Here is a 13,808-nt window from a genome sequence, read left to right on the forward strand (position 1 = left end):
CTCAGAAATCCTGCCATTCATCGCTGATGCCACCGTTGACAACCTGCTGCCTCGGTGCAGGGAGGGCCTGCCTGACTATTTCAGTCTCCACCTTGGCCTCTTCGGTGCCATCGCGGCCGAACCCGCTCAGGACCCGCACCAGCTTTTCCGACTCATGGCGCAGGGTTTCGCTCGAGGCCGTGGTCTCCTGGATCACCGCAACGTTCTGCTGGGTCACCTTGTCCAGCTGCCCCACACCGGAACTGATTTCCTCAAGGCTGCTGGATTGTTCCTGTGCCGAGGTTGCGATCGCGGTCACCAGGTCCGACACCTGCTGAACCTGGGTAATGATCCGCTCCAGAGCGCTTCCGGTCTCGGCGACAAGCACGCTGCCTTCCATGACCTGCTGGCCGCTCTTGGAGATCAGCTCCTTGATTTCACTTGCCGATTGCGAGGATCTCTGTGCCAGTGCCCGCACCTCGGACGCCACGACCGAAAACCCGCGTCCCGCCTCGCCTGCGCGGGCGGCTTCGACCCCGGCATTCAGCGCCAGGAGGTTGGTCTGAAAGGCGATATCGTCGATCACGCCGATGATCTCGTTGATCTGGCTCGACGAGGTCTCGATCCGTTGCATCGCCTCGACGGTGCGTTTGACAACTTCGCCGCTGCTTTCGGCCTGCTTGCGGTTCTGCACGATCACAGCGTCGGCGTCCTGCGCCGCTTTGGCAGTCTTGCGAACATTGCCCGACAGGTCATCCAGCGCAGCCGAGGATTCTTCGAGCGTGGCCGCCTGTGCCTCTGAGCGGCGCGATTGTTCACTGGCCACCTGGCTGATTTCAACCGCATTGGTGCGCACGGTTTCAGCGCTTGTCGTAACCGAGGAAATAACTTGCTCGAAACTGTCGATCAGGTGGTTGAAATCCCGCAACACCTCTTGGTAGCGCGCCTCGAGATCCGCGGCGAGACCTTCGGGAAGGCGCGGCGACAGATCCCCCTCAGCCACGGTACCGATACAGCGGCTCAGATCATCGAACAGGGCCTGTTTGCGGGCTTCCTGCTCTTCGCGGCGCATGCGGTCGCGTTCTTCCTCGGCAAGCGCCTCGCGCAGCACCAACAGCCCCGCGGCCAGCACGCCGATTTCATCTTTGCGCTGCGTATCGGAAATCTCGCCCTCAAAGCGGCGTTCCGAGACGTCCTTCATGCGCCCCGCCAACCGGTTCAGCGGACGCGTGACCATCACCGAGACAGCCAGCATCAGGGCCGCCAGCCCGGCCAGCCCCGCCACAAGGGCGAGCAGGGAAATCCAAACCGAGGCATCCCGGATTGTCGCGGCCAGCGCATCCATGCTCCAGGTCGCTGCCACGGCCCCGATCACCTGCCCCTCCGGTCCAAGGATCGGACGCGCCAGCGCACGTCCATGCAACACGTCCTGACGCAGCACCTCGCCTTCGACAGCGGCCTTGCGCGCCAACTCATGCAGGGCGGCATCTCGGCCCTGTCCGGCCTCCCAATGGGCGAGGATGGCCCCCTGCGCATCCACCACCTCGAGCGCCCAGATCTGCTGGGCATACCCTTCGACCACCGCCGCATAGGTTTCGGCCAGCCTCTCTTCGGGCTCACCAATGCCCAGCTGCCCGATCCGGTCCGCAAGCAGGCCGGTGACAATCTCGGCATTGCGATGCGCCAAGGTCTCCATCTGGCGCTTGTGGCCGACATGTTCCACCACAAGGATCAGCCCCATGCTGAAGGCGAACCCAAGCATCATGATGAGCGCCAGACGCACCCTCAGGCTCAGCCCCCGCCACGCCGAGATCGGCCGTCTTGCCAAAGACTCGTTCCGCGTCATACCGTCTCCCTCCAAACGCCTGCTACCTGATGCCCGCAACAAAATGCCGGCCCTGTTCGAAACCCCGTCATGTTCATCCTTCCCATCGCCTTTGCCTCACCTTGACGGCCAACCCCGAAGGAGGGGTTAAAGCCGGCACAGGAGTCACGCACGGGGCGCGGGATTATGTGGAGAATTTGAACTAAGCAGCAGCGCCTGCCCGTCGCTGGTGATCTGGCGCGCGCAGTCCGACAAACCATCGAGCTGCCGATCCACATCGCTGTGGAAATCATCCAGCCGGCCGATAATACCCTCCAGCCCGGTGTCGCGTTCGCCCATGTGGCCGCTTTCCACCCGGCACAACAATTTTACCACGTCCAGACCGTTGATTTTGCGCCGCAACCGGCGACAGGTTTCCGGCAAAAGACGGCAACGCTGGATGATCCGCAACACCTTGCGGCGCGCGAAACTCTCGGCCTCGTCCACCATGTCGCGCAACAGGGCCACATCAGCGGCAATCGCCAGATCGCCGTCAAACGCCCCTGCCTCTTGTTCGAGCGCATCCGCGGCATCGCCAAGGATTTCCTCGATCATCAGGGCAAAGTGGCCCTGGTGAAAGGCATGGCGCATAGCCTGAAGATCACTGCCCTCGATCGCGCCAAGCGCCGCCAGGTCCTCCCACATTTCCGAGGCCATCGTGTCATAGTTCTGCGAGATCGTGCTGATCGCCATGCCGCCATCATCCATGCGCCCCGACAGGATGCGCATGTTGATCGGCTCACCGCGGATCCTATCGAACCCGACAGCCATGTCGTCGATGATGCCCTGTGCCTTGTCGACGCGGCCAATCAATTCGCGCACCGTGCGGTCCCGCACCTGTTCGACCCGGCCCAGCGCCTCGTGCCGCATCGCGCTCTGCTCGGCCAGCGCCGCCGACATGAAGGCCTCGAAGTCCTCCATGCCCAGCTCTGCCAGACGCGCCAAAAGCCGCTTGCCCGACGCCTCCGGCGAAAGCCCCTCTTCGCGCTCGGCCCGGCGCAATGCCTCGTATTCCTTGCGGATCGTCTCGAACAGCAGGCCACGCGGCCGGAACCGCACCGAGAGATACCCGCCTTCACAGGCCTTGGCGAAGGCAAAGACCCAGTAGTAATCGCCGCTCATGGTGCGGTTCTTCACAAAGGCCGCAACCGGCAGACCCTGCTTCAGGCGATCCCAGAAAATCCAGAAAACCCCCTTGGGCATATCCGCGTGCCGGACGATCCGATGCGGCGCCCCGCGCAACGCGTCCATCTCCATGCCAACCACCCGACAGAAGGTCGGGTTGGCAAAGCGGATCACGCCCCGCGCATCGGTGCGCGAATAGATCAACTCGGTCCAGCCCCAATCCACCTCGGTGCCGACCTGTTCGTTTTCCTGTGTCATGCGGTCCTCTCTGCGCTGGTTCCGGTTGCCCAGCCCTAGCGCAAAGAGATTGCCGACCCGTAAATCAGCGTTGCCGCATCTCGGCTGACCTCGCGTGGCCCTCCATGCCCTCGAGACGGCTGATCCGCGCCGTGCGTTCCGCCAGAACCCGCGAAGCCGCCGTGTCGCAGCGTTGCCAGGTCACGGTCTTGGTGAACTTATGCACCGAAAGCCCGCCGGTATAACGCGCGGCCTCGCTTGTCGGCAGCACATGGTTCGGCCCGGCGCATTTATCCCCGAAAGGCACCGTCGTCTCCTCGCCAAGAAACAACGATCCATAAGCACTCAGCCGCCCCAGCCACCAATCGAGATCCGCCGCCTGCACATGCAGGTGCTCGGGCGCATAGCGATCGGAGACCTCGACCACCTCTTCACGCGTATCACACAGCACCACCTCGGCCCGCTCATCCCATGCAACCTGCGCCACCGGCCCGTTCGGCGCGGGCAATTCGCCAATCAGATGCGGCACCAGCCCCATGACCTCGCGTGCCAGCTTTTCCGACGTCGTCACCAGCCACACCGGGCTGTCGGCGCCGTGTTCCGCCTGTCCGACCAGATCCCAGGCCACGGTGGTCGGGTCGGCTGTTTCATCGGCAATCACAAGGCTGTCGGTCGGCCCGGCAAACATGTCGATCCCCACACCGCCAAACAGCATCCGCTTGGCCTCGGCGACATAGGCATTGCCCGGCCCAACAAGGATATCTGCCGGCACGCCGCCAAACAGCCCATCCGCCATCGCCGCGATCCCCTGCACCCCGCCAAGGGTCAGGATGCGGTCGGCCCCGGCAAGGTCCATCGCATAGATCATCTCGTCGCGCAGCCCCTCGGCACCGCGCGGCGGTGACGCTGCGGTGATCTGCTTCACCCCGGCCACCTTGGCCGTGGTCACCGTCATCAACACGCTGGCCACATGACAATACCGCCCACCCGGCGCATAACAGCCCGCGCTGTTCATCGGGATCTGCTTCTGCCCCGCCCAAAGCCCCGGCATCACCTCGATCTCGCAGTCCTGGATCGTCGCCATCTGCGCCTCGGCAAAGCGGCGGATATTGGCATGGGCAAAGCGGATGTCGTCCTTCGTCTGCTCCGGCACCCGCGCACAGGCCGCCGCCCGCTCTGCATCGCCCAGCACGATCTCCCCGCACCAACCATCCAGTTGCTCGGCATAGCGGCGCACGGCCTCCTCGCCGCCATCGCGGATATTGTGCAGCATGATCGCCACGCTATCGCGCAGATCAAGGTTCTCCGACGGCGGCCGCGGCTCGGCCCGCTTGAGATAGGTTATCGCCATCGCGCTTATGCCCTCACCTTCTCGAACGCCGGATCATAGGGGCCAAAGGCGATCACCTCGGCCTCGGCCATGTCCCCGCAGATGTCGATACTCAGCTGGGTGCCGGTCCCAGAAACCTCGCGATCCACAAAGGCATAGGCCAGGTTCATCGCCACCCGATGCCCCCAGGCGCCCGACGTCACCGTGCCGACAACCTTGTCGCCCACCATGACCGACGCACCGGGATGCGCCCGCGCATCGGCATAGTCCACATGCAGACAGACAAGCCTGCGCTTCTGCCCCGCAGCCATCCGTTCCACCAGAGCGGATTTGCCAACGAAATCCTTGTCCATCCGCACAAACCGGTTCAGCCCGGTCTCGAAAGGATCATACTCGGTGATCAGGTCCGCCTTCCAATGGTGGAACCCTTTCTCAAGCCGCATCGACTCGACCGCCCGCGCCCCGAACAGACGCATCCCATGCGCCTCCCCGGCCTCGCGCAGCGCGAGATAAGCCGCATAAAGCGAGGCATTTGGCACATGGATTTCATAGGCCAGCTCGCCCGAGAAGCTCACCGCCATCACCGTGGCCGGCGCAATCCCCACGAAACACTCGCGCACGCTCAACCAAGGAAACGCCGCCTTCGACCAATCCCCGCGCGACACCGCCGAAAGAACATTCCGCGCCTTCGGCCCCGCCAGAACAAGGATGGTCTGCTCGTTGGTCAGGCTCCTGATCTGCACGTCCTCATCCGCGCGCAGATGCGAGGTCAGCCAGTCCATGTCGTGAAACTCCGACGCCGCCGCCGATCCATACCAGATACGCGCGCCACCGCGATCCGAGGCCGGAATATTGGCAATCGTCGCCTCGCCCTTGATCATCCCGTGATGGTTCAGCAGATAACCAAGCCCCACACGCCCCGCGCGCCGCGTCACCAGCCCACAGAACATCCGGTCAAGGAACCCATGCGCATCCGCGCCGGTGATCTCGAAGCGGTTGAACCCGTTCACTTCGCACAGGCCCACACCCTCCTGAACCGCCTTCACCTCGGCCGCCACAACTGGCTCGGCCTCGTCAAAGCCAAAGGTATGCGTCGGATGGAACTCCTTGGCGGGCTTGAAATACTCCGCCCGCTCCCAGCCGTTCACCACCGTGAACTCGGCCCCTTCCGCCGCCAGCACGGGCGTCAGCGGCGTTGTCTTGGCCATCCGCCCCGCCGGGCGATGCTCGTTCGGGAAATGGAAACGGAACTCGTTCTGATAGTCCTCGATCGCCTTCAGCGCGGTCAACTCGACATTGGCATGTCCCGTGAACCGACGCGGATCAAGGCACCACGTGTCATAGCAGGCCTCGCCATGCACGATCTGCTGCGCCAGAAGCCAGCCATGCCCGCCCCCTTCACCAAGCCCCGCCCTCAGACCAATGATACAGAAGGCATTCCGCTTGCCCGGGATCGGCCCCACCAGGGGCGCACCGTCAATCGTATAGGTGATCGGCCCGTTGACGACCGTGTGAATCCCCACCTCCATCAAGGCCGGCATCCGCGCAAAGGCCCCCTCAAGCACATCCGTTACCCGGTCAAGATCATCCGGACACAGGGCATTCACGAACTTCGGATCAATCCCGTCCATGCCCCAGGTCTTGCAGCCCTGCTCATAGAACCCGACAAGCAACCCGTTCTTTTCCTGCCGCGAATAATAATCGCTGATCGGACAGCGCAACAACGGCATCCGGTGTCCGGCCTCCTTGATGGCGGGAATTTCCTCGGTCAGGAAATACTGGTGCTCCATCGACATCACCGGATGATGCACCCCCATCATCGCGCCCACCTCGTTCACGCGATAGCCACAGGCATTCACCACGATGTCACAGTCGATATCTCCCTTCTCCGTATGCACGGTCCAGGTATCATCCTTGTGCTGGGTCAGGCCGGTCACCGGCGTATTTCGATAAACCTCGGCCCCCGCATTGCGCGCCCGTCGTGCCAGCGCCTGACACAGCTGTGCCGGATCAATATCCCCGTCCAGCGGATCCCATAGCCCGCCCACAAGGTTCTCCGTCGAAATCAGCGGATGCCGCCGCGCACATTCCTCGGCGTCGATCACCTCGAAGTGCACGTCCATCCCCCGCGCCATCGAGGCAAAATGCCGATAGCCCATCATCTGCTCTTCGGTATTGGCCAGCCGGATACCGCCATCCGCATGGTGGTAATTGATCGGATACTCCGGGTCCTCGGACAGTTCCTTGTAAAGATTGATCGAATGCGTCTTCAGCCCCACCATCGTCTGGTTCATGCCGAAATTGGTGACCTGCGCCGCCGAATGCCAGGTCGTTCCGCTGGTCAGCTCGTCGCGCTCCACCAGCACCACATCACTCCACCCTTCCTGCGTCAGGTGATACAACGTCGAACAGCCGGCGATCCCGCCACCAATGACCACGACCTTCGTGCGCGATTTCATAAGTCTCTCCCGGAAAACAAGTCTTACACAAGACCAGTGGCCAAGCCGCATCAAAGATCAACGCCGCATCGCTATATCCGAAATTTTCGAAAATACTTTCCCTGAAATGCGAAACTGCATTTCTCACCTGTCCCGCCCGACCATCCCGCCTCTATCCTGCCCGCAACCATCACGAACGAGGCCCCCATGACGGCAATGCGAAAACGCGGCGGACGCAAGGCCCGCATCGCCCAGCGCGCAGCAAAACCCGAAGTCGATCCCTGCCCCCCCGGTCAGCCGGGTGGCCTCTACCGCCCCCTGTCAGACGCCGATCTCAAGCGCATCTATGACGCTGCCCTCACCCTGCTCGACACCCTCGGCATGGGCGAGGTGCCCGCCCGCCTGCGCAGCGATCTTCTGGCCGCCGGCGCACGCGAAAACGGCGCGCGCATCGAATTCCCCCGCGCCCTTGTCGAGGATGCCATCGCCCGCGCCCCGAAACAGTTTATCCTGCATGGCCGCGACCCCGACCGCAGCATCGAGGTCGGCGGCACATCCGTCCACTTCGGCACCGGCGGCGCGGCGGTCCAGACGCTGGACATCGACACCGGTCTCTACCGCCCCTCGACCCTGGCCGACCTGCACGATTTCACCCGCCTGCAGGACACCCTGCCCAACGTCAGCTGGTTCACCCGCTGCTGCATCGCCACCGATCTGCCCGATCTCCTTGATCTGGATGTGAACACCGCCTACGCGCTGATGAAGAACACCACCAAGCCGGTGGCCACCGCCTTCACCATCGCCGAACACGTCGCCCCGATCGTGCAGATGTTCGACATCGCCGCCGGTGGCGACGGCGCCTTTTCCAAACGCCCTTTCGTCAAGGCCCACATCAGCCCCGTCATCTCGCCCCTGCGCTACGGCGAAGACGCGGTCGACGTGGTCTACGAATGTATCCGCCACAATATCCCGATGTCCTGCATCACCGCTGCCCAGGCCGGGGCCACCGCTCCCGCCACCCTGGCCGGGTTCCTCGCCCATTCCCTTGCCGAAACCCTCGCCTCGCTGGTCATGGTCCACGCCATCCAGCCCGGCTACCCGATGGTCTTCTCCAACTGGCCCTTCGTGATCGACCTGCGCAGCGGCGCCTTCTCGGGCGGCGGGGGCGAAACCGCCCTCCTCAACGCCGCCTCGGCCCAGCTCTCCAACTGGCTCGGCCTGCCCTCGGGCGTCGCGGCCTCCATGACCGACGCCAAGGCCATCGACGCCCAGTACGGCATGGAAAAAGGCCTCACTTCCCTTGCCGCCGCACTGGCAGGCGGCAACCTGATCTACGAAAGCTCCGGCATGACCGCCGCCCTTCTAGGAGCAAGCTTCGAAGGCTTCATCCTCGACAACGAAATGCACGCCCACACCTACCGCGTCCTGCGCGGCGTCGAAGTCAGCGATGATACTCTCGGCCTCGATGCCATTCGCGACGCCGTACTCGGCGAAGGCCATTTCCTCGGCCACGCCCAAACCCATGCCGCGATGGAACGCGACTACTACTACCCCGAACTCGCCGACCGGGAAGAGCCGCGCACATGGGCGCAGTCCGGTGCGCAATCAGCCTGGGACCGCGCCCGCGACACCGCCCGCCGCATCCTGGCCGACCATCAGCCGCAATACCTCTCTCCCGCGCAGGACGCCGCCATCCGCGACCGCTTCAACATCCTCTAGCCGGGGCTTTATTCGCCTTCCAAAAGCCGAAATCCATCCGCCAGCCAGGGCATCGCCTCGTGCACTGGCTGGATCGCGTGCAGCGCCAGCAAGGCACGCAGCTTCACATCCACCATCCGCACCACGCTCTCCGAACAATCCTGCGTGGCAAAAACCGAGATATTGCGCGCAAAGCTCTTGCCCGGAAACTCGTGCAACCGCACCCGCCCGTGAAACCGCTTGGCGCGCGCATAAAGCATCGGCGTGGTCACACACCACCCGGCCCCTGCCGCCACCATCGCCATGATCGTCTGGTTGTTCTCGATCTCGAACCGTGTCGGCAACACTCGCTTCATGCGCCGCAACTGCGCCTCGATCTGCCGCCCCATGATCTGGTTCTGCGTATAGCGCAGAAACGGCATCCCCGCCCGCCCCGCCAGACAGTCTTCCGGCGTGACTTCGCTCTGCGCCGGAAGGGCAACCACAAAGGGATCGCGCAACAACGGGTATTCCTGCGCCTCAAGCACCGCATCCGCCGGACGCATTGCCACCCCGATATCCAGCGCCCGATTGCGCAGCATCTCCAACAGCATGTGGCTGTGATCGGTGCGATGCAGAAAGTCACACTTCGGCATCGCCTCCGACAGAAACACCGCCAGCTCCGGCCCGATATCACTGTCGAAATCCTCGATCATCCCGATCCTGAGGTGTGTCGCCTCCGTGATATTGCCGGCCGAGGCCTCGGCCCGCGCCCGCCGGATCAAACGCAGCGCCTCATCCACATGCTTCAGGAACACGCCCCCCGCTGGCGTCAGCACCATCGGACGTCGCCCATGATCCAGCAATGACACCCCCAACTGCGCCTCCAGCGTCTTGAGGTGATGCGACACCGTGCTCACCGACAAACCGGTCTCGCGCGCCACCGCCTGCAACGATCCCGCCGCCGCTGCCAGTTGGAACAACTCCAGCCCCCGCAGGCTCAGATCATCACGCGCCATACCACTTCACTCCCGATAGCTTGCCGCCACTCTCGGACACTCCCCACCCCAAGGCAAGCACCCATCCCGCGCTTCAATGCACCGCGAAATACTCCGGGGTGAATGGCCCCGGACCTGCTCCGGGGACAGAGGGGCAGCGCCCCTACCGCCAGCCCTGCGTGCGCGCCAACAGCCCACGGGCGATCCCCGCGTAAAGCCCCCGCGCGGCAAGGTTGGTATAGAAGATCAACATCCCCATCGCCGCCGCCGGCGCCACGTCACCCGCATCATCCATGTTCAGCACCGCCACCGAGGCCAGCGTGGTCTTGGGACTATACAGGAACACCACCGCCGAGACCGTCGTCATCGCGTTCACGAAAAGATAGATCCCGATCTCCAGCGCCGCCGGCAGCGACACCGGCACCGTCACCCGCAAGAACAGCCGCACCACCGGCTGGCCAAGGCTCGCCGAAGCCGCCTCGAACGCGCCGTCCATCTGCTTGAGCGCGGTCACCGCCGTCAGATGCGCCACCGTGTAGAAATGCGCCACGGTACAGATCACGAGGATCGCCATCGTGCCATAAATCCCACCAAGTGGATTGCCCGGCGCGTTGAAGAAAAAGATATAGGCCAGCCCCAGCACCATGCCCGGCACCGCCATCGGCATCAGCGCCATCGCCTGCACCGTCCCCCGCGCACGTCCCATGCCCGGTGCCTTCTCGACCAGATAGGCCCCGACAAAGATCAACACCGTGCCCAGCCCCGCCACCAGCACGGCCAGCCGCAGCGAGTTCCAATAAGACGCCCAGCCGCCACCATCGACAAGATCAAACCGGAAATGCTGCCATGTCAGGCTCAGGTCATAGGGCCAGAACCTGACCAGCGCCGCATACTGGCACACCCCCAGCACCCCGAGGATGAACAGGCTCACCATCCCGCAGTGCACCAGCAACACCCGGTCCCGCCCACGCGAGGGTGCCGCCACATAAGGCACCGCCCGCTCGCTCAGCGCCGCCACCTGCCGCCGCTGCACGATCCGGTCGACCACGAAAGCCAGCCCCGCCGGGATCAGCAGGATCACCGAGACAACCGCCCCCATTTCGAAATTCTGCTGGCCGATCACCTGCTTGTAGATATCCACCGCCAAGACGTTGAACTGCCCGCCAATCACCTTCGGCAGGCCAAAATCCGTGATCACCAGATTGAACACCACGAAGCCGGCCGAGATCAGGCCATAGCGTGCGCCCGGCAACGTCACCGTGCGCAGCATCCGTCCCTTCGACGCCCCAAGCGCCTCTGCCGCCTCGTAAAGTCGCGCATCCGAGAGCGACAGGGCCGTCGACAGGATCAAAAAGGCATGCGGAAAGGTAAAGAACACCGAGCCGATCACGATCCCGATTGGCCCATAGATGCTTTCACCCATCAACAGGCCCTTCAGCATCCCCTGATTGCCGAACAGGTAAATCAGCGCGATCCCCGGCAACAGGCTCGGCACCAGAAGCGGTGCCATCGCCACCATCCGGAACAGGCCCCGCCCCCACATCCGGCTGCGCTGCACCGCATAGGCAAACCAAAAGGCAAGCGCCACCGTCACCACGGTGCTGATCGTCGCGACAACCAGCGAATTGATGATCGACCCGGCCAGCGCAGGGCTGCTGAAGTAGCGCGCGAAATTGCCAAAACCCCGCGCCGCATCGGGCCGGAGCTGCACCCGCCGGAAGGTGTTGGAATCCACCTCGACCCAATCCGCACCATGCGGGGCCGCCCCGACAAGGAACTGTCCCCCGTTGATCCCGCGCACACGGTACTTCACTGGGCTGCGAAAGCTGAAATCCGGAAACAGCGCCACCGGCGACAGACGCCCATCGCGCCCCGTCACAATGTCACCCTCACTATAGACGCCAAGCGCTGCATTTACTTCGGCTGCGTTCAGGACCGCACCGCCAAAAACACCCGCCTCGTCGCTCACCATGATCTCGAACTTTGACAGGTCGAACCGGTAGGTGGTCATCGATTTGCCAAGGATCGCCCCCAACGGCAGCACCAGCGCCACCAGCAAGTAAAGCGCCACCACCAGCAGCCCCAATCGCAGCACCGTTTCGTCCCTGAACCGTGTCACGCGGATGCGCCCCCGAAGAGGTGCAGGCGGTGTTCCGGCAGATCAACCTGCACCGCGTCGCCCACTGCAATCCCGTCAATCCCCTGCGCCGGAACATCGGCCACGATCTCCATGCCGCGCGCCGCGAACCGGCAGCGCCAGAAGGCGCCGAGGAACTCCATCTCGGACACCTCTGCCCGGATCCGGCCCTGGCCAATCACCACATCCTCGGGCCGGATCGCCGCGACAACCTCCCCCTCGCCCGCACAGGCCACGCGCTCCTGTCCGATTTCGAGGGTCCCGCCGCAAGCAACACCCTCCCAACGGTTCATTTCGCCAATGAACTCCGCCACGAAAAGGCTCTTCGGTGCGCCATAAACCTCGGCAGGCGTGCCCACCTGTTCGACCCGCCCCGCGTTCATGACCACGATCCGGTCGGCCATCGCCAGCGCCTCTTCCTGATCATGCGTCACCATGATCGTCGTCACGCCCAGCCGCCGCTGCAATCCCTTGATCTCGTCGCGCAACTGCACCCGTACCTTGGCATCCAGCGCCGACAACGGCTCGTCCAGGAGCAACAGCCCCGGCCCGCGTGCCATCGCCCGCGCCAGCGCCACCCGCTGCTGCTGTCCCCCCGACAGTTGCGCAGGGTATTTGCCCGCGTGGTCCTGCATCCCGATCAGCGCCAGCATCTCCTCCACCCGCGCCGCATTGGCCGCACGGTGCCTCCTCCCGGTCGGCAGGCCATAGGCAATGTTCTGCGAGACCGTGAGATTGGGAAACAGGGCATAAGACTGGAACACGATCCCGCAATCACGCGCCGCAGGTGGCACATCAGAAATGTCCTGCCCCTTGCGCAGAATGCGGCCGCTGCTCTGGCGATCCAGCCCCGCAATCGCCCGCAACAGGGTGGTCTTGCCACAGCCGGACGGCCCCACGAAACAGACAAACTCCCCCTCGCGGACCGACAGCGAGACCTCTCTTAGCGCGGCAAACCCGTCAAACGTCTTGCCCAAGGCCTCGATGTCCAGAAACGTCTCGTCAAATGCCATGTCTGGCCCCATAATTTTCTCCCCTAGACAAACACCAATTTCATACGAAAATCCAGCCACTTGCCCCTAGACAGATTTAACGAAATCCAAATCCGATTTTCCCGCCTTGACGACGTCCGCAATCCGCTCCACGACTTGCCCAAGAGAAGACCATGCAAGGAGCATCGCCATGCCAAGCCCCCTGATCACCCCCGAAGACATCGCCACCTACCAGCGCGACGGCGTGGTGCTGATCCGCGGCCTCTTTGCCGACCATGTCGACACCCTGCGCAAGGGCGTTGCCCGCAACATGGAAACCCCCGGCCCCTATGCTTCGGAAAACAAGAAAGACGGCGAATCCGGCCGCTTCTTCGACGACTACTGCAACTGGCAGCGCATTCCCGAGTTCGAAGAGGTGATCCGTACCTCTCCCGCCGCAGAAGTCGCCGCCGACCTGATGCAGTCGCAGGAGGTTCAGGTCTTCCACGATCACGTGCTGGTCAAGGAGCCCGGCACCTCGATGGCAACGCCATGGCACACCGACGGCCCCTACTACTTTGTCGAGGGCAAACAGACCGTCAGCTTCTGGTCCCCCCTCGATCCGGTCAAGGAGGCCGCCCTGCGCATGGTCGCGGGCTCGCACAACTGGGAAAAGCCCGTGCTGCCGATGCGCTGGGTCAGCGAGGAAAGCTACTTCCCGAATGTCGACGATTACATGCCCGTCCCCGACCCGGAGGCCGAAGGCATGACCATTCTGGAATGGCAGATGGAGCCCGGCGATGCGGTGGCCTTCAACTATGGCATCCTGCACGGCGCACGCGGCAACACCTCGCAAACCCGCCGTCGCGCGTTTTCCCTGCGTCTGGTGGGCGATGATGCCCGCTATGTCGAACGTCCGGGCCGCACCTCGCCTCCCTTCCCCGACCACGACATGCAAGAGGGCCAGCGCCTGCGCGAAGACTGGTTCCCGGTGATCTGGGGCCGCTGAGGCAAAACCCCGCGTTCAAGGGGAAAAAACAAAGAATAAAGGC

9 protein-coding genes are annotated in these 13,808 nt (G+C 63.6%); 2 read left to right on the top strand and 7 right to left on the bottom strand.

What is annotated here, in order from left to right:
- Position 1: 1 nt before the first annotated feature.
- From ABWV42_RS07225 to ABWV42_RS07240, 4 genes are all read right to left on the bottom strand, one after another.
- On the bottom strand, positions 2-1,825 hold the full coding sequence (locus ABWV42_RS07225; RefSeq protein ID WP_353339543.1) for a methyl-accepting chemotaxis protein: 1,824 nt from the start codon (positions 1,823-1,825) through the stop codon (positions 2-4).
- A gap of 144 nt (positions 1,826-1,969) precedes the next feature.
- Complete coding sequence (locus ABWV42_RS07230) at positions 1,970-3,226, bottom strand: PAS domain-containing protein (protein ID WP_353339544.1); 1,257 nt, start codon at positions 3,224-3,226, stop codon at positions 1,970-1,972.
- Between the two features lie 64 nt (positions 3,227-3,290).
- Positions 3,291-4,556 carry a histidinol dehydrogenase gene (gene hisD, locus ABWV42_RS07235; protein WP_353339545.1) on the bottom strand — a complete coding sequence of 422 codons (1,266 nt, stop codon included), beginning with the start codon at positions 4,554-4,556 and terminating at the stop codon, positions 3,291-3,293.
- A 5-nt stretch (positions 4,557-4,561) separates the two neighbouring features.
- Entirely contained in the window at positions 4,562-6,994 is a 2,433-nt protein-coding gene (locus tag ABWV42_RS07240; protein ID WP_353339546.1) for a GcvT family protein, read from the bottom strand.
- Positions 6,995-7,180: 186 nt separating this feature from the next.
- Between ABWV42_RS07240 and ABWV42_RS07245 the strand changes: the two genes are divergently transcribed.
- On the top strand, positions 7,181-8,692 hold the full coding sequence (locus ABWV42_RS07245) for a trimethylamine methyltransferase family protein (protein WP_353339547.1): 1,512 nt from the start codon (positions 7,181-7,183) through the stop codon (positions 8,690-8,692).
- Positions 8,693-8,700: 8 nt separating this feature from the next.
- Here the strand turns inward: ABWV42_RS07245 and ABWV42_RS07250 are convergent, their stop codons facing one another.
- From ABWV42_RS07250 to ABWV42_RS07260, 3 genes are all read right to left on the bottom strand, one after another.
- Entirely contained in the window at positions 8,701-9,669 is a 969-nt protein-coding gene (locus ABWV42_RS07250; RefSeq protein ID WP_353339548.1) for a LysR family transcriptional regulator, read from the bottom strand.
- Between the two features lie 142 nt (positions 9,670-9,811).
- Positions 9,812-11,767, bottom strand: coding sequence for a putative 2-aminoethylphosphonate ABC transporter permease subunit (locus ABWV42_RS07255; protein WP_353339549.1), 1,956 nt, complete (start codon positions 11,765-11,767; stop codon positions 9,812-9,814).
- Positions 11,764-12,798 carry a putative 2-aminoethylphosphonate ABC transporter ATP-binding protein gene (locus tag ABWV42_RS07260; protein WP_353339550.1) on the bottom strand — a complete coding sequence of 345 codons (1,035 nt, stop codon included), beginning with the start codon at positions 12,796-12,798 and terminating at the stop codon, positions 11,764-11,766. The genes ABWV42_RS07255 and ABWV42_RS07260 overlap by 4 nt, the downstream gene beginning before the upstream one ends.
- 169 nt (positions 12,799-12,967) lie before the next feature.
- Between ABWV42_RS07260 and ABWV42_RS07265 the strand changes: the two genes are divergently transcribed.
- Entirely contained in the window at positions 12,968-13,765 is a 798-nt protein-coding gene (locus tag ABWV42_RS07265; RefSeq protein WP_353339551.1) for a phytanoyl-CoA dioxygenase family protein, read from the top strand.
- The last annotated feature ends 43 nt before the right edge of the window (positions 13,766-13,808 follow it).

The sequence above is a fragment of the Pelagimonas sp. KU-00592-HH genome, from assembly GCF_040369695.1.
In the GTDB taxonomy this organism is placed as follows: Bacteria; Pseudomonadota; Alphaproteobacteria; order Rhodobacterales; family Rhodobacteraceae; genus Shimia.